Annotated in this window: 22 protein-coding genes and 1 pseudogene; 14 read left to right on the plus strand and 9 right to left on the minus strand. The window is 71.2% G+C overall.

Going from position 1 to position 21,347, the window contains the following annotated elements; genetic code table 11:
* A partial coding sequence (locus ABZZ79_RS30260) for a beta-galactosidase (protein ID WP_356694108.1) occupies positions 1 to 670 on the minus strand: 670 nt, incomplete at its 3' end.
* A gap of 384 nt (positions 671 to 1,054) precedes the next feature.
* Between ABZZ79_RS30260 and ABZZ79_RS30265 the strand changes: the two genes are divergently transcribed.
* From ABZZ79_RS30265 to ABZZ79_RS30275, 3 genes are all read left to right on the plus strand, one after another.
* The gene (locus ABZZ79_RS30265; protein WP_356694110.1) at positions 1,055 to 2,098 is read left to right on the plus strand and encodes a substrate-binding domain-containing protein; all 1,044 of its coding nucleotides are present in this window, start codon (positions 1,055 to 1,057) and stop codon (positions 2,096 to 2,098) included.
* Positions 2,099 to 2,205: 107 nt separating this feature from the next.
* A complete protein-coding gene (locus tag ABZZ79_RS30270) occupies positions 2,206 to 3,786 on the plus strand; it encodes a sugar ABC transporter ATP-binding protein (RefSeq protein WP_356694112.1) in 1,581 nt (526 codons plus the stop codon).
* A complete protein-coding gene (locus ABZZ79_RS30275; protein WP_356694114.1) occupies positions 3,783 to 4,820 on the plus strand; it encodes an ABC transporter permease in 1,038 nt (345 codons plus the stop codon). The genes ABZZ79_RS30270 and ABZZ79_RS30275 overlap by 4 nt, the downstream gene beginning before the upstream one ends.
* Positions 4,821 to 5,161: 341 nt before the next feature.
* Here the strand turns inward: ABZZ79_RS30275 and ABZZ79_RS30280 are convergent, their stop codons facing one another.
* Positions 5,162 to 5,485, minus strand: a complete 324-nt coding sequence (locus tag ABZZ79_RS30280; RefSeq protein WP_356694116.1) for a hypothetical protein — start codon at positions 5,483 to 5,485, stop codon at positions 5,162 to 5,164.
* A gap of 302 nt (positions 5,486 to 5,787) precedes the next feature.
* Here ABZZ79_RS30280 and ABZZ79_RS30285 point away from each other — a divergent pair, with 302 nt between their 5' ends.
* From ABZZ79_RS30285 to ABZZ79_RS30300, 4 genes are all read left to right on the plus strand, one after another.
* The gene (locus ABZZ79_RS30285) at positions 5,788 to 6,918 is read left to right on the plus strand and encodes a DUF3103 family protein (RefSeq protein ID WP_356694118.1); all 1,131 of its coding nucleotides are present in this window, start codon (positions 5,788 to 5,790) and stop codon (positions 6,916 to 6,918) included.
* 288 nt (positions 6,919 to 7,206) lie between these two features.
* Entirely contained in the window at positions 7,207 to 7,794 is a 588-nt protein-coding gene (locus ABZZ79_RS30290) for a hypothetical protein (RefSeq protein WP_356694120.1), read from the plus strand.
* 51 nt (positions 7,795 to 7,845) lie between these two features.
* Positions 7,846 to 8,385 (plus strand): hypothetical protein, encoded by a 540-nt coding sequence (locus ABZZ79_RS30295; RefSeq protein WP_356694122.1) that lies wholly within the window; start codon positions 7,846 to 7,848, stop codon positions 8,383 to 8,385.
* Between the two features lies 1 nt (position 8,386).
* A complete protein-coding gene (locus ABZZ79_RS30300; protein ID WP_356694124.1) occupies positions 8,387 to 9,361 on the plus strand; it encodes a tyrosinase family protein in 975 nt (324 codons plus the stop codon).
* Between the two features lie 6 nt (positions 9,362 to 9,367).
* Here the strand turns inward: ABZZ79_RS30300 and ABZZ79_RS30305 are convergent, their stop codons facing one another.
* The 4 genes from ABZZ79_RS30305 to ABZZ79_RS30320 form a co-directional block, all read right to left on the minus strand.
* Positions 9,368 to 10,306, minus strand: coding sequence for an NAD(P)-dependent oxidoreductase (locus ABZZ79_RS30305; protein ID WP_356694319.1), 939 nt, complete (start codon positions 10,304 to 10,306; stop codon positions 9,368 to 9,370).
* A gap of 193 nt (positions 10,307 to 10,499) precedes the next feature.
* On the minus strand, positions 10,500 to 10,928 hold the full coding sequence (locus tag ABZZ79_RS30310) for a hypothetical protein (RefSeq protein WP_356694126.1): 429 nt from the start codon (positions 10,926 to 10,928) through the stop codon (positions 10,500 to 10,502).
* 3 nt (positions 10,929 to 10,931) lie between these two features.
* Complete coding sequence (locus ABZZ79_RS30315; protein ID WP_356694128.1) at positions 10,932 to 11,318, minus strand: roadblock/LC7 domain-containing protein; 387 nt, start codon at positions 11,316 to 11,318, stop codon at positions 10,932 to 10,934.
* Between the two features lie 542 nt (positions 11,319 to 11,860).
* Positions 11,861 to 12,877 carry an NACHT domain-containing protein gene (locus ABZZ79_RS30320; protein ID WP_356694130.1) on the minus strand — a complete coding sequence of 339 codons (1,017 nt, stop codon included), beginning with the start codon at positions 12,875 to 12,877 and terminating at the stop codon, positions 11,861 to 11,863.
* Positions 12,878 to 13,038: 161 nt separating this feature from the next.
* On the opposite strand from ABZZ79_RS30320, the gene ABZZ79_RS30325 reads away from it, so the two are divergent.
* The 5 genes from ABZZ79_RS30325 (at position 13,039) to ABZZ79_RS30345 (ending at position 16,435) form a co-directional block, all read left to right on the plus strand.
* Positions 13,039 to 13,506, plus strand: coding sequence for a MarR family transcriptional regulator (locus tag ABZZ79_RS30325; protein ID WP_356694132.1), 468 nt, complete (start codon positions 13,039 to 13,041; stop codon positions 13,504 to 13,506).
* A gap of 299 nt (positions 13,507 to 13,805) precedes the next feature.
* A complete protein-coding gene (locus ABZZ79_RS30330) occupies positions 13,806 to 14,120 on the plus strand; it encodes a heme-binding protein (RefSeq protein ID WP_356694134.1) in 315 nt (104 codons plus the stop codon).
* Positions 14,120 to 14,467, plus strand: coding sequence for a nuclear transport factor 2 family protein (locus tag ABZZ79_RS30335; protein ID WP_356694136.1), 348 nt, complete (start codon positions 14,120 to 14,122; stop codon positions 14,465 to 14,467). Before ABZZ79_RS30330 ends, ABZZ79_RS30335 begins: the two co-directional genes overlap by 1 nt.
* Positions 14,468 to 14,483: 16 nt before the next feature.
* Entirely contained in the window at positions 14,484 to 15,314 is an 831-nt protein-coding gene (locus ABZZ79_RS30340; protein ID WP_356694138.1) for an aldo/keto reductase, read from the plus strand.
* Between the two features lie 116 nt (positions 15,315 to 15,430).
* A complete protein-coding gene (locus ABZZ79_RS30345; RefSeq protein WP_356694140.1) occupies positions 15,431 to 16,435 on the plus strand; it encodes a TIGR03571 family LLM class oxidoreductase in 1,005 nt (334 codons plus the stop codon).
* A 101-nt stretch (positions 16,436 to 16,536) separates the two neighbouring features.
* On the opposite strand, the gene ABZZ79_RS30350 is transcribed toward ABZZ79_RS30345, so the two are convergent.
* A complete protein-coding gene (locus tag ABZZ79_RS30350; RefSeq protein WP_356694142.1) occupies positions 16,537 to 18,003 on the minus strand; it encodes a TerD family protein in 1,467 nt (488 codons plus the stop codon).
* 273 nt (positions 18,004 to 18,276) lie between these two features.
* Here ABZZ79_RS30350 and ABZZ79_RS30355 point away from each other — a divergent pair.
* Both ABZZ79_RS30355 and ABZZ79_RS30360 read left to right on the plus strand, forming a co-directional pair.
* A pseudogene (locus ABZZ79_RS30355) lies at positions 18,277 to 18,928 on the plus strand (1,4-alpha-glucan branching protein).
* 236 nt (positions 18,929 to 19,164) lie between these two features.
* On the plus strand, positions 19,165 to 19,380 hold the full coding sequence (locus ABZZ79_RS30360; RefSeq protein WP_356694144.1) for a hypothetical protein: 216 nt from the start codon (positions 19,165 to 19,167) through the stop codon (positions 19,378 to 19,380).
* 59 nt (positions 19,381 to 19,439) lie between these two features.
* On the opposite strand, the gene ABZZ79_RS30365 is transcribed toward ABZZ79_RS30360, so the two are convergent.
* Both ABZZ79_RS30365 and ABZZ79_RS30370 read right to left on the minus strand, forming a co-directional pair.
* Complete coding sequence (locus ABZZ79_RS30365) at positions 19,440 to 19,955, minus strand: hypothetical protein (protein ID WP_356694146.1); 516 nt, start codon at positions 19,953 to 19,955, stop codon at positions 19,440 to 19,442.
* A gap of 242 nt (positions 19,956 to 20,197) precedes the next feature.
* Positions 20,198 to 21,346, minus strand: a complete 1,149-nt coding sequence (locus ABZZ79_RS30370) for a PASTA domain-containing protein (protein WP_356694147.1) — start codon at positions 21,344 to 21,346, stop codon at positions 20,198 to 20,200.
* Position 21,347: the final 1 nt, after the last annotated feature.

Here is a 21,347-nt window from a genome sequence, read left to right on the forward strand (position 1 = left end):
GCCGCCGTGTGCGCAGTTCGGCGAGGTGCTGGGCGGAGCGGCTGCCGAAGTTGGCGGTGGCCAGGACTCCCGGCAGGGCACCGCGCTCCAGGTCGACGGGCTGGTCGCAGGTGAACAGCGGGACGTCGACGCCGATTCGCCGGAGGGTGTCGGCCAGGTGCTCCAGATAGGCGGTGTCGTCGCCGTACGCGCCGTACTCGTTCTCCACCTGCACCGCCAGCACAGGACCGCCCTGAGAGGCCAGGTGGCCGTGCAGCGGGGTGAGCAGGCGAGTGAGGTAGTCGTCGACGGCCGCGAGGAAGCGGGGGTCGCGCGAGCGCATCCTGATGTCGGGCTCGGTGAGCAGCCAGGAGGGCAGTCCGCCGCCCTCCCACTCGGCGCAGATGTACGGGCCGGGCCGCAGGAGCACGTGCAGGCCCTCTTCGGCGGCCAGGTCCAGGAAGCGCGGCAGGTCGAGCGGTCCGGTGAGGTCGAAGTGGTCCGGGCGCGGCTGGTGCAGGTTCCAGGGGACGTAGGTCTCGACGGTGTTCAGGCCCATCAGGCGCGCCTTGCGCAGCCGGTCGGCCCACTGGTCCGGATGGACACGGAAGTAGTGCAGCCCACCGGACAGCAGACGGAACGGCTTTCCGTCGAGCAGGAAACCGGTGCGGTCTATCTCAAGTTCGGCCATGGACTGCGTGCTCCAGGTGCGTCAAGGAAGGGCGTGCGGTATCACCGCTCACCTGTATGTTTACGTAAACACTCAGCCATGGCAAGCCTCGCGGCCCACCTCACACGCGAGGCCGAAGAAAGCGCATTCCTGCGGGCGCGCCTCATTTATCCACGTCAAACCTCTTGACGAGACCCCCGCCTACCTGTGTGATGTGTCGCGTCGCGTTCGAACATGTTTATTTTTGAGACGCGCACCCCCCAGGTGGGGCGCAGTTCCGCGCCGAATGCACCACTGATCCGTTTGCACCAAACCTTTTCGCACAGCGCTCGTCCCTGCAACGCGCCCACGGCCAGGCGTCCCCGGCCGCGCGCGAGCGCGCCGGCTTTCAAGGAGAACCTGCACATGAACCGATCCCACCGCGCCCGCGCCGCCGCGGCCGCCGGCCTGCTCCTCGCGCTCGGCCTGACCACCGCGTGCTCCTCCGGCAAGGACACGACCACCGACGCCGCCGCCCCTGTGAAGGCCGACGGCGAGATCTCCCTGACGTACCTTCAGAAGCAGGGCGACCAGGAGTACTTCATCGGTGAGGCGGCAGGAGCCAAGGAGAAGGCCAAGGAGCTGGGTATCGACCTGAAGGTCGTCAACCTCGGCAACGACGCCAACAAGACCGTCAGCGAGGTGCAGGCCGCCATCGCGCAGAAGTCCGACGGCCTGATCGTCGTCGTGCCCGACCCGGCCGTGGGTCCGCAGGTCGTCCAGACCGCGCGCGACGCCAAGGTCGCGCTGCTGACCTCGGACGACCAGATCTGCAGCACCGGCCCCGACCCGGCCGCCTGTTCCAAGACCGATCTGGTCCCCCGGATCGGCTTCAGCGGCGAGCAGATGGGCGGCGAGGTCGGCAAGCGGGCCGCCGAGGAGTACAAGAAGGCCGGCTGGAAGGCGTCCGAGACCCGGGTGCTCTCGGCGTGGAAGCAGGACGTCACCGTGTGTGGTGACCGGGTCAAGGCGGCCGGCGCCGCGTTCGACGCCGCCGTGCCGGGCGTCCGCAAGATCGACGTGGCCACCGACAACACGCCCACCGGCGCGCAGGACAAGGTCGCCGCGACGATCACCGCCAACCCGACCGTGAAGAACTGGGTCATCTGGGGCTGCAACGACGAGAACGTCAGCGGTGGCGTCACCGCTCTGCAGAACGCCGGCGTCGCCCCGGACAACATCATCGGCGTCGGCCTCGGCGCCTACCTCGCGTGCAAGGAGTGGGCGTCCGGCAAGCCCAGCGGCATGAAGGCCGCCCTGTTCATCAACGGCAAGGACGTGGGCGCGCTGGCCGTGCAGACCATGTACGACCAGCTCAAGAACGGCAAGAAGTTCCCGGCCGAGGGCTTCGCCCCGACGACCATGGTCGACGCCAAGACGTGGAAGTCGAGCGGGCTGACCTGCGGGTGACGGCTGGCGGTGAGCGCACCGCCGGCCCCTGAATCGCGCCCCGGCCGTCCCGCTGTCCCCTTGTACCGGCCGGGGCGCACTCCCGAGAGCATTTACCGAGGTAACCCATGAGTCTCACCCGCAGCCCCGATCAGGGCTCCGGCCCGCCTTCCCCGGGCCCGGACCGATCCGTCGTCGGCGTGCGCGGCATCGGCAAGCGCTTCGGCGCCGTGCAGGCGCTCGCCGACGTCACGCTCGACTTCCCCGCCGGGCAGGTCACCGCCCTGATGGGGGAGAACGGCGCCGGCAAGTCCACCCTGCTGCGCATCCTCACCGGCGACCACCCTCCCACCGAGGGCGAGTTGCTGCTCGACGGCCAGCCCGTGACCTTCGGGTCCCCGGCCGAGGCGCGGGCGGCGGGCATCCGGATCATTCCGCAGGAACCGGAGATCATCCCGCACGTCAGCGTCGCCGAGAACGTTTTCGCCGGGGCCCTGCCCCGCCGTGCCGGCCGGTTCTTCGACCGGGCCGCGCTGCTCCGGCAGACCGAGGAGGACCTGCGCCGGCTGGGCTTCGCCGACGTCCTCGACCCACGCTTGCTGGGATCGGAACTCACTCCCGCGCAGCGCCAGTTGGTCGAGATCCTGCGGGCCCTGACCGGCGACACCCCACCACGGCTGATCGCCTTCGACGAGCCGACCTCCTCGCTGTCCGACCACGAGGTCGAGTCGCTGTTCGCGCTGATCCAGCGGTTGCGCGACCAGGGCATCGCCATCGTCTACGTCTCCCACCGCATGCAGGAGATCTTCCGGCTTGCCGACCGCATCGCCGTACTGCGCGACGGCAGCTCCGTGGGGGTCGCGGACGCCGGTGACATCGACGAGCGCGGACTGGTCCGCATGATGGTGGGCCGCGATCTGTCGGCCATGTTCGTCCGCGAGCACCACACGCCGGGTCAGGTCGTGCTGGACGTAGCGGACGTCACCACCGACGACGTCACCGACATCACCTTCCAGGTGCGGGCCGGCGAAGTCGTGGGCCTGGCCGGCCTGGTCGGCGCGGGACGCTCCGAACTGGCCCTCGCCCTCGCCGGCGACCGGCCCGTCCGCACCGGCACGGTCACCGTCGACGGCCTCCGGCTGCACGGCGGCCGCCCCCGCGAGGCGATCCGAGCCGGACTCGGCCTCGCTCCCGAGGAGCGCAAGGCGCAGGCGCTGTTCCTGCAGCGGTCCATCCGCGACAACACCTCCGTCGTGGTCCTCAGCCGACTGCGCCGGTTCCGGCTCGTTCGGCGCCGGGCCGAACGGTCGCTCGCCCAGGAGTACGCGCGTCGGCTCCGGGTCCGCTCGCCCTCGGTGGAGGCCGAGGTACGTACCCTGTCGGGCGGTAACCAGCAGAAGGTCGTTCTCGCCCGCTGGCTGGCCCGCAAGCCGAAGGTACTGATCCTCGACGAGCCGACCCGAGGCATCGACATCGGCGCCAAGGCCGAGATCTACCAGATCATCGCCGACCTGGCCGCCGACGGAGTCGCCGTTCTCGTGATCTCCTCCGAACTCCCCGAACTTCTCGGCCTGTCGGACCGTGTGATCGTCATGCAGGGCGGCCGCATCACCGGCGAGCTCGACCGTGCCGCGGCCAACGAAGAAGCCGTCCTCTCCCTGGCCATGGCCGACGACCTGGCCGACACCGCATCCGGAGCCACCTCATGACCGTCACCGCCACGCCCGACCCGATCATCGAAGGCACACCCGCCGAAGAACCGCCGCCGCGCCGCGCCGGTCTTCTGGCCAGGGTCGGCGGCCAGAACCTCAGCCTGATCGGCGCCCTGATCGTCGTCCTGGCCCTGTTCGGCTTCCTCAACGAGAACTACCTCAGCCTGACCAACCTCCAGGTCATCGCCGAGGCGGCGACCATCACCGGCCTGCTCGCCGTCGTCCAGACGGTGGTCATCATCGCGGGCGGTCTGGACATCTCGGTCGGCTCCCAGGTCGGTGTGGCCTCCGTGGTCAGCGCCATGGTGTTCACGAGCACCGGCTCCAACGCCCTGATCGGCATGGTCGCCGCGATCGGCGTCGGCATACTCGTCGGCGTGCTCAACGGCCTGGTCATCGTGTACGGCCGGGTCAACCCCACCATCGCCACCCTGGCCGGACTCGCCGCCTACAAGGGCCTCGCCCAGCTGCTGTCCGACGGCCGCGCGCAGGGCTACGTCCTCAACGACGACTTCTTCGTGTTCCTCGGCCGCGGCAAGATCGCCGGAGTGCCGGTCATGGTGTGGATCCTGGTGCTCGTCGCCGTGGCGGTGCACGTCCTGCTCACCTACACCGACATCGGCCGCAACCTGTACGCCATCGGCGGCAACGACACCGCCGCCCGGCTCGCCGGTATCCGCATCAACAAGTACCTCATCGCCGTCTACGCCCTCATCGGCGTCGTCGCGGCCATCGCCGGCATCCTCCTGACCGCGCGAACCGGCTCGGGCCAGCCGACCTCGGGCAGTGAGGGCCTTGAGCTGAAGGCCATCACCGCGGCGGCGCTCGGCGGTTGCGCCCTGAAGGGCGGCCGGGGCGGCATCGGCGGCACCCTGCTGGCCGTCGCCCTGCTCGGCTGCCTGGAGAACGGCCTCACTGTCGAAGGCATCAACTCCTTCTGGCAGAACGTCGCCCAGGGCGCACTGCTCGTCGTGGCGGTCGTCATCCAGCAGCGCCGCAGCGGCGAACGGGCGGTGGGCCTGCCAGCCTGACCCGCGACACCTGGAGGACCCCGTCGACGTATCGAACTGTCGGCGGGGTCCAGTCGCGTCCAAAGGCCCCGGCCGCCGCGTGGGAACCCCTCCCTGGACGCGCTCACCGCGGCACTCCCGTCATGGCGAACACCGGCGACAGCGGCGCCGGCACCGGCGAGGACTCACACCGCCCGGGTACGCCTCGCCCTCGGGCTTCTTGCCCGCAGCGGTCACGAAGAAGGGCGGGCAGGACGTGGGCATGTGACGGGGCATCATCCGGACCGGTGCACCACTGCTACGCCCCGCGCGAGGCATCCGCCCACTGCGCGGGCCGGTTGCGCGGTCAGGCAAGAGCGGGCTCAGGTTTCCCGTTCGGTCGCGGGTGAAGAGACTGTTCTCGTCGTACGCCACCGGCCGAAGCAGTACGGACAGCGCACCGCCATCTCCGCCGGTCGGCTCGGTGGCTCGTCGGGACCTCGCGCGAGCCGGGACGAGAATCCCCGGCGACGCGGCTGGGCCGCGGCCTCACCGGTACGGCGTGCGGCGAGACGGCGGTCGTACTCGCCGCGAAACAGCGCGAGCGCGTCGGTCACGGCCACCGAAGTGCCGGTCCAGGGGTTGTCCGCGTCGTCCGCCGAGAGCCCCAGACTCTCGGCGAGCGGCTTGCGACCCGTGTTGGCCAACGCCCGCACCGCAGCGGCCCGTTCGTCGGTCGCGACGAGCGACGCGCGGGTGCGGGTGCGGCTCTCGATCCGTACCGCGGCGGGCCGCCGAGCGGAGGACCGCGGGGCACGGGCCCGCGCGTGAGTGCCGTGGGCTCGCCCGCGTCCCGGGATGTTCACCCTCCCGCGGCGCGATGCCCTCTTGTCTGACTGTCATGTCATCGTCATGCTCTTTGTTGCGCGGGAATCTACCCGCATAGACCAGCTTCACGGCTCCATCTGACAGGGCGACACCGACCACTCCCCCAGGAGGATCGATCTCCGTGAGACCTCGTCTCCCCCACCGCCGCGGCCTCGGCGCCGTCGCGGCCTGCGTCGTCGCGCTGAGCGTCGGCCAGACCCTCACCGCGCTGCCGGCCACGGCCGCCGCCACCCCCACCCCCGCCTCCACCGTCGACGCGGCCCAGAACCGCGCCGCGCGCGCGGTCGCCACCTCGCTCACCGACGCGTCCTGGCGTGCCCGCGTGCGCTCGGCGGCCCTCAACTCCCCCGAAGTGGCCCTCACTTCGCTCGCCGGCCAGGCCCGAGGCAGCCTGAAGTCCACGCTGGCGGACGCCGACCGCCGTATCGCGGCGGCCAAGGGCCTGGACTCCAAGGCCGGTTCGCTGCTGCGGCTCCGGCTCGGTGACGACTCGATGCGCGCGGCCCTGGCCGCCGGGACCACCCCCTGGGTGGCTGCGGCAACCACGGACGACGACTCCACCGTCACCGCCTACGACAGCCGCGGCCGTGCCCACGCGCTCGACGCCCGCAAGCTTCCCTCGCACCCCGTGTACGTCGTTGACATCGACGCCTCCAAGGCCCTGGCCGCCGGTCTGGACGTCCTGAACGAGGAGCTCGACCGCTACGGCGTGGCCTCCGCCGCGCAGGCCCCCCGGCGCACCCAGGGAGCGGCCGCGGCCGAGGGCTTCTGGACGTCGCGCATCAGCGCGGTCAGGCTCTCCGACGACGAGGAGCCCTGGGTCAAGGGCGACGCCGAGATCTACACCCTCGTCACCGGCTTCGGCCTGGACGGCAAGGTCCGCGTCGACCCCGTCGACATGCCGTACCTCGACAACGACGGCGTCGTCTACCGGCCGAACCAGATCCTCGTCAACTGGTCCAACTACAAGTACAACCTCGCCGACGCCGTCATGATGGAGGAGGACGGCAGCACCAACTACCGCGACCTCGCCAAGGCCATCGCCACCGTCCTGCTCACCATCGCCGACCAGGGCACCTACATCCCCCTCGTCAACGCCGTCCTGGACGCCATCCCCGACGACTGGTGGACGGACGACCCCGACTACGTCGACTCCTGGTACACCCTGGCCCGAGCCGACAACGGCACGCGCAACGGCGCCCGGGGCAACGGCTGGATGACCGTGGAGCCGTACTTCGTGCAGGCGTTCTGACAGGGACGTACGCGAGCGGCACATGTACTGACGCAGGCGGCACACCCACGTAGACGAACGGCGCCACAAGGGGCCGGCGGATTCCCGATCCGCCGGCCCCCTCGCGTTCGAGCCGCACCTCATGCCACGCGTCCTGCGGTGGCCGACCTCACGTGGCGTGCCTACACTGAAAGTGAATCTGCCTGCTGGACGGTGACTGTTCCCCCACCGCAGGCCAGGCCTCACGCACAGGCCCCACAGCAGCTTGCTTCCGTCCCCGGTGACCTCACGACCACCCGGAACAAGCCCGTGCCCGAAGCAGCAGCAGCCGCCGACATCCGCGCACACAGCGCGGGTCGGTCCGACTCCCCCGCAGCCAACCCGGAGGCCGACATGACCGCCATCGACGACAAGTGGAACCAGATCCAGTGGATCGGCGCCCCCTTCGACGCGGGAGCCGGCAGCGGCGAGGGGCCGAACCCCGACGGCCGCGGCGCGTCACGCGACTTCACGGGAGGCTCCATCTACTGGTCCCCCGGGACAGGCGCGCACGAGATCCATGGGGACATCCGAGTCAAGTACGCCCAGCTGGGCGGTTCGAGCAGCTTCCTCGGCTATCCGGCGACGGACGAGCTGACCTGCCCAGACGGTGTCGGACGCTTCAACCACTTCGAGGGCGGCTCGATCTACTGGACCCCGCAGACCGGCGCCCACGAGGTGCACGGCGCGATCCGTGACCGCTGGGCCGGCATGGGCTGGGAGAACAGCTTCCTGCGCTACCCCCGTTCCGACGAGCAGGGCAACGGCGGCTCCCGCGTCAGCCACTTCCAGGGCGGGAACATCTCCTGGTCGCCGGCGGAGGGTGCGGTCGCCCACCAAGTCACGCCGTTCGACTGACCGGCCGGGCCCGCCGCCTCGCCGACCCCATGTGCGCAGGAGGAACCACTCGTGACTCCCGAGGAACTGGCTGCGGCCGCCGACCCGACGACTCTCGGGAACTACCTGGCGGAGCTGCCCGAGCAACCGCACCATCACGGACCCCTGACGACGATCCGGCAGGACGACTTCCGCGGCCATCGGATCGTGGTCACGACGACCTACGAGGTCACGGTGGACGGCGAGCCGCTCCACGCTCCGCTCATCGTGACGGACGACGGCCAGGTCCACTGCCACGCCCTGCCGACCTACGAGTTCCGGTCCGCGACGGACACCATCCGGGCGCTGATCGAGAACTTCCCGGACGACTTCCCGGGCGGTGACCACGACGGTTGCGACCACGAGGAGTGTGACCACGACGGCGCCGGTCACCACGGAGCCGGTCACCACGGTGGCGGCCATCCCGGTGGCGGCCATCCCGGCGGGGCTCAGCCCGGCGGTCACCATCCCGGTGGCGAGCACCACGATCACGACCCCTCCGGCGGCGGCCACAGCCACTCGGGTCCTCAACCGCACCACGACGACCACGACGACCACGAGGGGGACACCTGACATGGCTGTCGTACGCAGGAACATCGTCACCGACCCCGCCGCCCGGGACGCCTACATCGAGGGTGTGATGCGCCTCAAGCGGGAGGACTCGACGCTCAAGACCACGGCCTTCGGGATTCCGGGGCCGCCCGCACCGGTACGGACGTACGACCTGTTCGTCATCTGGCACTACAAGGCGATGATGACGCCGGTTCCCCCGAACGGAAACGTGAACACGCGCAACGCGGCGCATCGGGGGCCGGTCTTCCTGCCCTGGCACCGGTTCATGCTGAATCTCCTGGAGGCGCACCTCCAACGCGTACTCGGTGATCCCGCCTTCGGACTGCCGTACTGGGACTGGGCGATCGACGGATCGCTGCCCGCTCCGGAGACCGCGCTGATCTGGAAGCCGGAGTGCATGGGCGGGCAGGGCGGTCCGGTGACCGACGGGCCGTTCGCGTTCGTCGCCAGTGATCCGAACTGCTTCCGGGTCCGCGTGGCGTCCAACTCCTCCGCCGCCCTCCTCCAGACGGACAGGGGTCTGCTGCGCGCCTTCGCGAGCGGGGTGCCCACCCTTCCGAACGCCCTGGACGTGGGGGCCGCGTTCAACACCCTGCCACCGCCCTTCGGCGACCCGGACCTCACCACGTACGACTTCGCCCCCTGGCTCGCGAACTCCCGTGGATTCCGCAGCCGTTTGGAGGGCTTCACCGGTACGGGGCTGCACAACCAGGTGCACCGGTGGATCGGCGGCGACATGGCACCCGCCTCCTCACCGAACGACCCCGTCTTCTACCTCCACCACGCCAATGTGGACCGGCTGTGGGAGGGGTGGATGAACCGCAACGGGCGCAACTACCTGCCCAGCATGGCGGAATCGGCCGACCTGCTGGGGCATCGCATCGACGATCCGCTGATCTCGCCCCTGGGTGCCGGTGCCACTCCGCGCACGACGCTCGACAACACCGCCCTGTCCACCTACGACCTCGTCCCCTGAAGGGCGTCACGCCAACTCCGCCCGGAAGCCCTCCCGCCACGACGGACGGTCCGGCTGCCAGCCCAACTCCCGCTTGGCCTTGGCGTTGGAGAACCCGCGTCCCTGCGTCATCATCACCACCGCCTGGTCCCCGGCCAGCAGCCGGCCCAGCCACACCGGGATCCGCATCGGCCGCCCCGCGCCCGCGCAGGCCGCGAGGTGGGGCAGCCACTCGCTCGCCGGGGCGGGCTCGTCGTCGACGACGTTGAAGACGCCCCTGGCCTTCTGCTCCACGGCCAGCACAGTCGCGTTCGCGGCGTCGTCCAAGTGCACCCAGGAGCTGTAGCCGGTTCCGCGTCCGATCAGCGGATACTGCCGTTTGCGCAGCAGCACGACCTGGTCGTCCATGGCACCCGGCCCGTAGAACGCGCCGTACCGGAGCACCGCGCCACCCGACTTCAGCACCACGTCCTCGACATGGCCCAGCGCCTTCAGTCCCCCGTACGCCGCCGTCCCCTCCAGCAGGTCCAGCGGGTCCTCCTCCGTCTTGACCCAGCCGCCCTCGCGGATGCCGTTCCACGAGGCGTAGCCCTGGGCGACGACATGGGAGACGCCGTTCGCCTCCGCCGCCGCCAGCAGGTGGTCCGTGCCCTCGGTGCGCAATCGGTTGGTGAGGGCGAACCAGCGGTCCGGATGCTTGATGTCGGGCTTGCCGGCGTGCGTCAGGGAGATGGCGGTCATCTGGTGCACGATCGCCTCCGGACGCGCCCTGGCCACGGCCTCGCCGACGGACGACGCGTCCAGTCCGTCCATGACCACGCCGTCCGCGCCCAGCCGGGCCAGCTCGCCCAGCTTGGCCGCGCTCGTCGTCGTGGCCGTCACCTCATGGCCGCGCGCCACCAGCCGCGGCACCAGTCGCCGCCCCAGAACCCCGCTTCCGCCCGCCACGAACACCCGCATGACCATCACTCTCCCGACATGGACGTCTGCCTTCACCCCACAAGACTCCGTAGCCCCTCCGTTTGTGACATGGGGCGGAAGTCGGTGAGGCGGGCGGCGGGCCCGGATGGGGTGGGCCCACCGCCGGATCGTGCGGTTCGGAAGTGCCGGGCCTGCCGATCAGGAGGACCGGGCCGTGCGGATCAGCAGGGCCGGGTGCTCACAGGCCGTACTCCCGTACGGCCCGCCTGACCTGGGCGAACAGCATGCCCACGTTGACCGTCTTACGGCAGACCACCACCGCGACCACGTCCTGCTGTTCGCTCATACGCACGAACAGGTGGGTGAGGTTCTCGCTGTTGACGAGGATCTCCTGGAAGAAGTGGTTGTCGCTGGTGATCCCGCGGCGCTCCTTGAAGACGTCCTCGATCATCACGACCGTACGTCCCTGGAACAGGTCGAGGGTCGCCCCCGCGAGCAGGTCGAGCACCTCCGGCGGATGGTTGTCGACGGTCTCGTACGACAGCAGCATGCCGGTGGACATGTCGACGACACCGGCCGCGACGCAGTCGGGCGCGTCCGCGCGCAGCGACTTGACCAGACCCAGAATCTGGTCCGAGAATCCGGCGCCCATACGCTTGGTGGCCATCGGTCACACTCCCTCAGGGGCTTTGAAGGTCAGAATGTCGCCGATCCGGTCGAGCGTCGGCTGCGAGGCCCGGTGCAACCGGTCCACGTCCACGCCCTCGTCCCCGAGGACGATCATCAGTGCGGTGTCGCCGACCGCGTACACCGCGGCGCAGCCGTGGCTGCCGTAGGTCACCGTCCGGCGCAGGGTGCCACGGGCGCCGGCCAGCGCGGTGCGGCGGGCGAGTCCGAGGCCGGCCGCGGCGAGGGCGGCGAGGCCCTCGGGGTCGATGGCGTCGGCGGTGTCGGCCGCTATGAGCAGCCCGTCGGCGGCCGCGACGGCGGTGTCGGTGATGCCGGTCACCCGTTCGCGCAGCCCGCGCATCTCCAGCGCGAGCGCTTCGTGGTTCATGTGCTCAACCCTCCCTTTGCTGATCGCGGTGCTCCGGCTGCCTCGGCACGCGGCGATCCGCGCTCCACAGGCGGAGGAACCCCTTCCAACTCGCCCCGTTCTGCTGCGGGGTGAGAGCTTCGGTGATGCCGCTGGCGCCGGGGGTGCGGCGGGGCAGGGTGGTGGGGGCGGGTGCGGAGGCGGTGAGAGCGGGCGGGCCCGGTTCCGGCGGCGCCGACGGGGGTGGCGGGGGGTGTCGTACGACGGTGTCCTCGGCGGCGGGGACGGGCGGGGCCGGGAACGGGGCCGGCAGGGGCCACGGGTTCTCGGAGGCGGACTCGGGGGCGGCCGCTCCTGGCCGTGGCGTCGGCTCCGCCGGGGAAGCCGGCGTCCTGGCCTGCGATGCCGCCCGTGGGCGAAGGGGGCGTAGGGGCCTGTCGCCGGCCGGCAGCCGCAGTGGGGTCCCGGGGGACCCGTCGGCGCATTGCAGGAAGCCCTCGCCGAGCATCCGGGCCGTCTCGACGGCGACGGTGTAGACCCCACGTCCGGTACGGAAGGCCAGGTCACGGGCGGTACGACGGCCGTCGGCGTGCAGCAGCAGCTCCTCCTGGAGCGAGCTGAGTCGGCGGCCCGGCGGGACGGTGCCGGGAAGGGGGCGTTCGCGGTCGGGGCGTACGGGGCGGGGCAGGGCATCGAGGGCGGCGACCTTGCGGGCGGCCTCCTGGAGCAGGCGCACGGCTGGTGAGGACGACCGGGCCCGCTTCCAGGCCCTGCTGATGGGCGTTCAGATGCTGCACGGCTGCGCGGGCGCGCGGGGCGGCCGGGTCCGCGGAACCGTCCGCGCGCGGCGGATCCATCTCGTCCAGGCCGTCCAGGACCGGCAGCACCATGCCGTGCGCCACCAGCCGCTCCGCCATCTCCCGGGGCCAGTCCAGCGCCCCGGTGAGGTGCTCGGCCACGAGCTCCGGCAGCGTGCGGGCGGTGTCCCACTGGGCCATGGGGATACGGACCGGCACCGGGTCGCCCTCGGCGCGGTCGGTGGCCAGGGCGAGCACCAGCTCCAGCGCCAGGACCGTCTTGCCGGAACCGGGGGCCCCCGCGATGACGAGTCGCCGAGGCTCGGTGGCACGGAAGAAGTCCGCGATGTCCGGCGCCGGGTCGGCACCGCCGGAGTCACGGAAGGTACGGCCCGCCGAAGGGGAGTCGGCCGCCCGGCCCGGCACCGGCCGCAGCGTGTAGCGCAGGTCGATCCGCCGGGTGTCGCCGCCGAGCAGCTGGTGCCGCAACTTGCCCTCGCTCACCCGCACCTGGACGGCCAGCGTCGCCGCCCACTGCCGCACCTGTTCGGCGTCGGTGCCCTGCAACGGTTTCCGCAGCGCCGCCACCGCGGCGGCCAGTCCCGCCGCACCGAGCGGCAGCCCCAACAGTCCTGCGGTGTCGGCCGGTTCGAGTCCGCCGCGCGCCAGTTGGGACACCGAGTAGCCCCCACAGGCCAGCAGCAGCACCGCGGCCAGCACGGACAGCACCCGGCGCCGCTCCCGTTCCCGTCGTCCCCCGAGGCCCGCCACGCAGTGCTGCATACCCACCCCTGGACGCCGAATCCCCGTCGCACAGCACCGGTTCGCCGACTCCCTCGACGAGAGACCTGGGTACTTGCAATCGCCTTATATTAGCTCTGGCCGATATTTGCTTTGCGGCGTACACTGTGCGATGTCTGCTTCAGGAAGGAGACCTGGACCCCATGACCGCCACCGACCCGGCCCTCACCGCCCTCGCCAACGGATGGGGCGCCCTCTCCCTCCTGCACGGCAGGATCGAGTCGCACATCGAGCGCGCCCTGCAGTCGAGGCACGACCTGAGCGTCCGGGAGTACTCGCTGCTCGACGTGCTCAGCCGCCAGCACGACGGGGTGGGCGGGCATCTGCAGATGAAGCAGGTCGCCGACGCGGTCGTGCTCAGCCAGAGCGCCACGACACGCCTGGTCACCCGCCTGGAGGACCGGGGCCTGCTGTCCCGGTATCTGTGCCCGACCGACCGGCGCGGCATCTACACCCAGGTCAGCGAGGCCGGCCTGAGGCTTCTGGAAGCGGCCCGGCCGACCAACGACGCCGCCCTGCGCGAGGCACTCGACGAAGCCGCATTGAACCCCGACCTGACGTCACTGGTCAGGGCGGTGGAAGCGGTGGACGCGCCGCCGTCGCAACGGTGATCCCGAGCCGCGCGATCACCTCCCCGCTCGACTGACCCCCGTCCGGCCGCCGCCGCGCCACAGGGGCCGGACGCATGCGCGGGAACCGGGCGGACGCACGCCCGCACCCCCGCGCGATCGATCACACGCGGGCACCCCACCCGAAGCCGCCGCAGCGGACTCTCCACACTTTGAAGCACGCCCATAATCCGCGCTTGCATTTATAGCGCGTACGCAACTATTGTGTAAGCGCACTAGGGGCTCGCTCAAGCAACACTGGACGAGTGGGGCCTTCGCCGATCACCTCTAGGACAAGCGCCATGAGCACCACCGCTGTCGCTCCGCCGACCACCACGGACGCCGAGATCCTGGTCGCCGCCACTCCCAGCGCCGCCCAGGCCGCCCGCGTCCGGGTCGGCATCACCGTCCCGGACGCGGGCGGACACCTCCTCGCCTTTCGCCCCGACGAGCGGGCCGTCCTCGTCTCCGGAGAGACCAGCACCCGCAAGGCCCGCACCGCTCTCCAGCTCAACACCCCCACCCCCGACCTCGTCGACTCCGTCCAGCCCGGCGCCCCGTCCGACACCCCGCAGGACCACACCTTCGCCACCACCGCACCGAAGGAACTCGCCTGATGCCCCGCTCCCCGCAACAGGTCTTCACCGACCACGGCACGCTGCTCGGCACCGGAGACCTCGACCTGATCAGCCAGAACTACACGGAGGACGCCGTCTTCCTCACCCCCGAGGGCGTACTCACCGGACGCCAGGGCGTACGCGAGGGCATCGGCCGTCTGCTGGCCGACCTGCCCGACGCCGAGTGGCGGCTGACGCGGCAGTTCGCCGGGGATGTCCTGTTCCTGCAGTGGTCCGCCAGGACCACGACCCACGAAGTCAACGACGGCGTCGACACCTTCGTCTTCCGGGACGGCCTGATCAGCGCCCAGACCGTCCGCTACACCCTCTCCCCGCGCGCCAAGTGAAGGAGCACCCGCACCCATGGCACCCGCCTCCGTCCCCACCGTCACCCTCAACAACGGCGTCCAGATCCCCCAGCTCGGCTTCGGCGTCTTCCAGGTCCCCGACGACCGGACCACCGCGGCCGTCTCCGCCGCCCTGGAGACCGGCTACCGCAGCATCGACACCGCCGCGATCTACGGCAACGAGTCCGGCGTCGGCCGTGCCCTCGCCGAGTCCGGGCTCCCCCGCGAGGACCTGTTCGTCACCACCAAGCTGTGGAACTCCGACCAGGGCCACGACACCACCCTCCGGGCCTTCGACTCCAGCCTCGCCAAGCTGGGCCTGGACTACGTCGACCTCTACCTGATCCACTGGCCGGCCCCCGGCCGCGACCTCTACCGCGAGTCCTGGCGGGCCCTGGAACGCCTCACCCAGGAGGGCCGGGCCCGCGCGGTCGGCGTCTCCAACTTCCAGTCCGCCCACCTGGAGCGACTGCTGGAGGGCGCGACGCTGACCCCGGCCGTCAACCAGATCGAGCTGCACCCCGGCCTGCCGCAGGCCGAGCTGCGCGCGTTCCACGCCGAGCGCAAGATCGCCACGGAGGCGTGGAGCCCGCTCGCCCAGGGCGCGGTCCTGGACCACCCGGTCATCGGCGCCCTCGCCGCCAGGTACGGCAAGTCCCCGGCCCAGATCGTCCTGCGCTGGCACCTCCAGCTGGGCAACGTCGTCATCCCCAAGTCGGTCACCCCGGCCCGGATCCGCGAGAACTTCGACGTCTTCGACTTCGAGCTCACCGCGGACGAGATGCGGGCGCTCGCGGCCCTCGACCGTGACCAGCGCACGGGCCCGCACCCCGACGAGCTCAACTGACGGGTCCCGCCCCAGCCGTGCCGGACGAGCGCGACCGCGCCACCGGCACCCTCGGCCCCGTTCCCGCCTCCCCGCCCGGAACGGGGCCTCCCCGTCGCTCCCCGGAAGGACTCGCCATGGCGTCCCGCCACCCCGCCCTCGCCCGGCTGACCCCCGTCGGCGAGCGGCTCACCCTCGGCCTGGAACTGCCCCTCGACCACGACTGGGGCCCCGACCGCCGACGTGTCGACCGTGCGGCCGGCCGCCCGTTCGGCGTCCCCGACCTGACCGAACACACCCGGCTGGCACGGCTCGCCGACCGCCTCGGCTTCGCCGCCCTGTGGCTGCGCGACGTACCGCTCTACGACCCCGTCGGGTTCGGCGACGCGGGGACGGTCTTCGAGACCTTCACCCAGCTCGGCCATCTCGCGGCCGTCACCGAGAACGTCGTCCTCGGCACCTCCGCCGTCGTCCTGCCGCTGCGCGAACCCCTGTTGGTCGCCAAGGCGGCGGCCACCGTCGACGTCCTGTCGGGCGGGCGCATGCTGCTCGGCCTGGCCAGCGGTGACCGGCCCGTCGAATACCCGCTGTTCGGACGCGAGTTCCAGGCCCGCGGTGCGACGTTCCGCGAGGGCGTCGAGACCCTGCGCGCCGCCTGGCGCGGCGGTCCGCTGGAACTGCCCCGGTTCGGGCTCACCGCGGACCGGCAGTTGGAGGTCCTGCCCCGGCCCACGCACCCGGCGGGCATCCCCATCGCCGTCGCGGGCGGCGCCCAGCAGACCCCCGAGTGGATCGCCGAGCACGCCGACGCCTCCCTCAACTACCCGCGCGAACTGGGCGCGCTACGCCTGAAGACCCGCGCGTGGCAGCAGCTGACGGAGGGGCGCAAGCCCTACCTCACCCCCATGATCCTGAACCTCCGGGACGACGCCGACGCCCCGGCCGCCCCCATCCGCCTCGGACTCAGCACCGGCAGCAAGGCCCTGGTCGACCACCTGGAACAGATGGCCGCCCTCGGTGTCGCCCACGTCTCCCTCAACCTGCGCCCCAACGACCGCCCCGTCGAGGAACTGCTGCACGAACTCGCCGAGGACGTCCTTCCCCACTTCCCCACACCCGCCGTACGGGACCGGCCGGCCTGACCGGCCCCGGTCGGGCGGACAGCGGTCGGGACGACACGGCCCCGACCGCCCGCGGTGACCGGCCGTCAGGCCGCACAACCGGTCACCACGTGCTCGGACGGTCAGCGACGGCGCCGCCAGAAGGAGCCGGAGCCCGTGTCGCGGGGTTCGATCGACCAGGCGCCGGGCGCGGTGATGACCAGCAGACGAGGACCCTCGGTCAGCGGGGCGGAGCCACGGCCCTTGTCCCATCGGCTGAACACGTCGTCGCGCTTGCCGTTGGGCCGCACGGCCTCGATCTCGAAGAAGCCGTCGCCGTCCTCGTCGCCCCGGGTCCGGATCGCCAGATCGACCGCGTCACCGGTGTGGGCGACGACATCCGGTCCGTGACCCTCGATACAGCCCTCGCTCAAGGCGCGGAGGGTGGATACCGGGCGGACCGACAGCGTCCAGTCGTCCTGCGTGATGACGTGAAGACGCAGCGGACCGTGGCCGTCGTGGTCCACGAGGGCACGAGCACGCAGATTCTCGATCCAGCTGAAGAGGATCTCCTTGTCCTTCTGGTTGCGATGATCCAGCGTGACGATCTCCGTGGCGCCGTCGCCCTCCTTCACCAGCTCGACCACCACGAACCCGGCCGTGATCGGCACGTCGACCCGCACGACCTCGTCCCCGCTGCCGCTCTGCTCGAAGTACGGGAAGTCGGGGCCGAACTCGGCGGGCAGTCCGTTGCGCGGGAAGCCAGGACCGCCGGCGGAGCCGGCGGGCGGGACCGGAGCGGGGTACGGCGACTGCGACACCGCGTCGGGAAGCGGCGCGGGAGCGGGAGCCGGGAGCGGCGCCGGCGCAGGGGCCGGGGCAGGGAGCGGCGCGGGCGCCGGGGCCGGGCGTGGAGCCGGGACCGGAGCGGACTGCGGAGGGGCGAACGGAACGGGCTGCGGAGCCGGATACGGCGGCTGCACGGCAGCGTCGGGGAAGGGCGCGGGCGGTGTCATCGTCTCGGGCAGCGGGGGCGCCGGAGGCAGCTGACCGGGCGCCGTGGACGCCGCCGCCGGCTCCTGCGCCACCGTGAAGCCGAAGTCCGCCGCCAGTCCGGGCAGTCCGGAGGCATAGCCCTGTCCGACCGCGCGGAACTTCCAGCTTCCGTTACGGCGGTAGAACTCGCCCAGCAGGATCGCGGTCTCCGTCGTCGCGTCCTCGAGCGCGTACAGCGCCAACTGCGCGCCGGTCGCGGCACTCACGGCCTGCATGTACAGGTCCGAGACATCCGCGAAGGTCCCGCCCTCGCAGGACGCCGCGACCACGATCCGCTCCACGGACGGCTCGATCCGGCCGGGATCGATCTCCAGCCAGTCGGCGACGACACCGCCTTCGCCCTGCGCGTTCCCCAGCAGCTTCACGCCGCTCCCCTGGTGCACGGGCTGGTTGTAGAACACCAGGTCGCCCTGTCCCCGAACCTTGCCGCTCGCGTCGACCAGCAGCGCGGCCGCGTCGACCTCCAACTGCCCCGGTCCCCCGGAACGTCGTACGACGGCGACCCGCATCGGCTCGCCGCTGAGCGGAAGGTTCCCCCCTTTGATGATCTGCATGGAGGCATCCTGACATCCGCATCCGGCCATAGACAGGGGCGTTCGGGCCGTGACCGAGGTGGTGGGCCGCTCGGGCAGGAAGCGGCGGGGCATCGGGGGCGGTGACCGAGACGACGGCGGCGACGGCGGCCAGGGCGACCGGCGAGCGGCCTCGCCCGGAGCGGGCGGCCTCACCGGCGCCGTCGATCTTGCCAGTTGGAATACCTCGTGCCGACGGCGGCCCGATGCGAAGGTGTGAACATTCGTATCCGCCCGGGAGAGGGAGCCCTTCGCATGGCCGTCATCCACCACACCGATCTGAAGCCGACGAAGCTGGAGCTGCTCGGCTCGTGGCTGCCCACCCGCCCTTGGTATCGGGGTGGCGGCGAGCCGCAGTTGGCGAAGGCCGGCGGCTTCCGGCTGGACGACCCGGAGGGCGAGGTGGGGATCGAGTTCATGGTGGTGACCGACGTCTCGGGGCCGGAGCCGGTCGCCCACCTGGTGCCGCTCACCTATCGGGGGGGCGCCGCTCGACGGGGCCGCCGAGCACGCTCTCGTCGGCACCATGGAGCACGGGGTGCTGGGGCGGCGCTGGGCCTACGACGCATGTCAGGACCCGGTGGCGGTGGCCCAGTTGGCGGCGCTGGTCGAAGGGCGGGCGCAGGCCCAGGACCAGAATGTCAGTGACGCGCCGGACCGGGAGGTCGTCACCTCCTACGCCGGTGAAGGCCGTCTCTCCACGGAGTTCGCCGCCACCGACGACCGCGAAGGGACCCGTCTGGTCGCTCCGGACGGCACCTCTCTGCGTCTCCAGAGGGTCCTGCGGCCCATCGGGGACGGCCCTGTTCTCGCGCCGCGGGGAGCGATCGGGCACGTCGGCGGTCCGTGGCAGACACCGGACGGCGGCCGGGTCCGGGGGTTGTTCGCCGTGCTGCACGGCGTCTGAGGTTCTCGCCCGGCGCTCTCGTTGCACGCCGATCCGTGGTCGCGTAGCGTGGACGGCGCTCAACCCTGTTTCCTGGAGGACTCGTTGAACAACCACATCACCTGGTGGAGGAGCCGCGTGCGGCGCCTGAGGGCGTAGTGGCTTCCACCATTGCCGGATTTCTTCTGACCGAACCGAACACCTCGGTCAGGTGTGCCCTCTTTCCGGCAAGTGGTCGTTCAACGGAGGTTCCTGTCATGTCGACGCCGATTCAGGCTTCCGCGTGCAATCATCGCGCGCTCGAAGTCACGGCTGTCCTCTTCTTCGCCACCACCGTGGCGCTTCTCGTCGTCTGCGTCGCCGTCATCGGCGGAATGCCGCTGCTCTCGGCGGCCGGCGCCGGGGCTTCGGCCCTCGTGCTGAGTTTCGGTGCCGGTATCGGCGCCGTCAGCTACGTCAAGCACGGCGGCTAGGGCGAGGTGAGGGCGGCCCGGTCCGGGCCGCCCTCACACTCTCCCGGGTCTCGCGAGGCTCAGCAGCCGCCGCAGTTGTAGTAGGTGACGTCCCAGTGGTTGCCCTCGTCGGCGTAGACATTGCCGGAACCGGAGCGCCACTGCGGGGCGCCGTCACCGCGCAGGCCGATGTAGGTGAAGGTGTTCTTGATGTAGTTCCCGATGCAGGTGTACTTGGCGTAGTCGAGCTTGTAGCCGTTCCAGTGCGAGTACGTTCCGGAGGCGTGGCCGGTCTCGGTGCCGCCGGTGATGTTCAGTGCGCAGCCGCTGGCGCTCTTGAGGGTCTGCGCGCCCTGGGCGGTGGCCAGGTTGAGCTGCTCGAAGGACGTACAGGTGGGGTTGTTGCGGTCGGAGCAGTTGCCGGACGACGACCAGGTGATGCCGACCTGGCTGAACATCGAGGTCGCGGTGGCGTGCGAGATCTTCGTGACGGCGAAGGCCTCGCCGGCCGTGCCGACCACGACGGCACCCGGGGCGATGACGAGGGCGAGGGCGGTCAGGACCGAGCGGAGCTTCAGGGCCTTGATGGCCTTCATGTGGGGACCTTCCTGCGGTGGGCCATGCTTCCTGTAGGGCGGCTGTGCAGGCGGTGCAGGATGATGGTGCCCGGGGTCTACGCGCGTTGGCCAGAGGACAAAACGGAAACCTTGATTCCTGTGTCTCCGCATCGGCCGATCCGGGGTCTGCGGCGGCGTGGCGCGGGCTGTTCCCGAGCACGCGGGCGTCCCGGCCGGCGCGGGGTCCGGGGCCGGGACGCCTTTGCTCTTCCTCGGTACCCTCAGCCGCCCGTCCCGCCGCCGAAGAGGCCGCTGTCGTCGCCGGGTTCGCCAATGTCCTCCGTCTCCTCGGGTGAAGCCTCGACGTCGACCGGTTCCTCGCTGGGCTCGATGATCGGGGACGGTTCCTCGGTCGGGACGATCACGTCCGTGGCCACGACGAGGGTCACCACCGACCCCGGCGGCGCCGGTTCGCCGGGCTGCGGGCTCTGGCCGATCACCGTGCCCGGCCCGGCCGCGTCCGACACCTCCTCGGTCGTCTCCGCCACCAGGCCCTGGCTCTGCAGGAGTTGGCGCGCCTCGTCGACCTGCATGCCGGTGAGGCCGGGGAGCACGGCCGGTTCCGTGGTCTCCTCGGCGGACGGTTCGCCGCTCGGCTCGTCGGTCGGCGGCTCGGGCAGGACCTCGTCCTCGGTGCCGTCGGAGCCGGCCTCGCGGGCCAGCCCGGCGTCGGGGTCCTCGACGTCGACCAGTTCGTAGACCTCAACCGGTTGCTGCTCCGGCGTGGGCTTCACCTTGGTCATCTTCTTGTCGTCGTAGGACGCCCACCGCTTGTTGTCGCCCTTGAACTCGACCTTCGCGTCACCGATGTCCTTGTCGTACGCGCCGAGCGGGTTGCCGCAACTGCACTGCACGGCCGGTCTGCCCAACTCGTCGACCAGGACGGCGATGCCCGCTTCGAGCAGCGCGTAGAACGCCTTGGCCTCCCCCTTCTCGTAGTCGTGGTTCTTGACGAGCGTGTCGCCCCGCAGCAGTACGGGCGTCAGCTTCTTCACGAAACCGACGATCTCCTCGACACCGTCCAGGCCCTGGGCCTCGGCCCACTGTTCGGCCTTGCGGCGGTTCTCCGGCTTCAGCAGGAAGTCGGTGAGCCTCGCCTTGTCGCAGCGGCTGGTGTCCTTGGTGCCGCCGTACAGGCCGGGCTCGTCGCCCTGTATCTCGCCGCCGATGCGGCTGAGCGCCTCGCCCAGGGCGAAGTCCGCCCCGAGGCCGAGCGCCTTCTTGAAGAACGGTGACGCCGTCGGCACACCGCGGGCGACGGCCCGTACGGCGGTCTTGGCGGCGAAGCATCCCGTCGTCAGCAGGCCGATGACGGCCAGGACGACCGCGAGCGCGATGACCGCGCGCCCGCTCCCCCGTGTGCGTGTCATG

It is taken from the genome of Streptomyces sp. NPDC006458, from assembly GCF_040612135.1.
Taxonomy (GTDB): Bacteria; Actinomycetota; Actinomycetes; order Streptomycetales; family Streptomycetaceae; genus Streptomyces.

What these genes read in the sequence shown, in the direction of transcription:
- ABZZ79_RS30265 (WP_356694110.1), top strand. Translation starts at nt 1,055, where the DNA reads ATGAACCGATCCCACCGCGCCCGCGCCGCCGCGGCCGCCGGCCTGCTC.
- ABZZ79_RS30270 (WP_356694112.1), top strand. Translation starts at nt 2,206, where the DNA reads ATGAGTCTCACCCGCAGCCCCGATCAGGGCTCCGGCCCGCCTTCCCCG.
- ABZZ79_RS30275 (WP_356694114.1), top strand. Translation starts at nt 3,783, where the DNA reads ATGACCGTCACCGCCACGCCCGACCCGATCATCGAAGGCACACCCGCC.
- ABZZ79_RS30300 (WP_356694124.1), top strand. Translation starts at nt 8,387, where the DNA reads ATGGCTGTCGTACGCAGGAACATCGTCACCGACCCCGCCGCCCGGGAC.
- ABZZ79_RS30305 (WP_356694319.1), bottom strand. Translation starts at nt 10,306, where the DNA reads ATGGTCATGCGGGTGTTCGTGGCGGGCGGAAGCGGGGTTCTGGGGCGG.
- ABZZ79_RS30310 (WP_356694126.1), bottom strand. Translation starts at nt 10,928, where the DNA reads ATGGCCACCAAGCGTATGGGCGCCGGATTCTCGGACCAGATTCTGGGT.
- ABZZ79_RS30315 (WP_356694128.1), bottom strand. Translation starts at nt 11,318, where the DNA reads ATGAACCACGAAGCGCTCGCGCTGGAGATGCGCGGGCTGCGCGAACGG.
- ABZZ79_RS30320 (WP_356694130.1), bottom strand. Translation starts at nt 12,877, where the DNA reads ATGCAGCACTGCGTGGCGGGCCTCGGGGGACGACGGGAACGGGAGCGG.
- ABZZ79_RS30325 (WP_356694132.1), top strand. Translation starts at nt 13,039, where the DNA reads ATGACCGCCACCGACCCGGCCCTCACCGCCCTCGCCAACGGATGGGGC.
- ABZZ79_RS30330 (WP_356694134.1), top strand. Translation starts at nt 13,806, where the DNA reads ATGAGCACCACCGCTGTCGCTCCGCCGACCACCACGGACGCCGAGATC.
- ABZZ79_RS30335 (WP_356694136.1), top strand. Translation starts at nt 14,120, where the DNA reads ATGCCCCGCTCCCCGCAACAGGTCTTCACCGACCACGGCACGCTGCTC.
- ABZZ79_RS30340 (WP_356694138.1), top strand. Translation starts at nt 14,484, where the DNA reads ATGGCACCCGCCTCCGTCCCCACCGTCACCCTCAACAACGGCGTCCAG.
- ABZZ79_RS30345 (WP_356694140.1), top strand. Translation starts at nt 15,431, where the DNA reads ATGGCGTCCCGCCACCCCGCCCTCGCCCGGCTGACCCCCGTCGGCGAG.
- ABZZ79_RS30350 (WP_356694142.1), bottom strand. Translation starts at nt 18,003, where the DNA reads ATGCAGATCATCAAAGGGGGGAACCTTCCGCTCAGCGGCGAGCCGATG.
- ABZZ79_RS30360 (WP_356694144.1), top strand. Translation starts at nt 19,165, where the DNA reads ATGTCGACGCCGATTCAGGCTTCCGCGTGCAATCATCGCGCGCTCGAA.
- ABZZ79_RS30365 (WP_356694146.1), bottom strand. Translation starts at nt 19,955, where the DNA reads ATGAAGGCCATCAAGGCCCTGAAGCTCCGCTCGGTCCTGACCGCCCTC.
- ABZZ79_RS30370 (WP_356694147.1), bottom strand. Translation starts at nt 21,346, where the DNA reads ATGACACGCACACGGGGGAGCGGGCGCGCGGTCATCGCGCTCGCGGTC.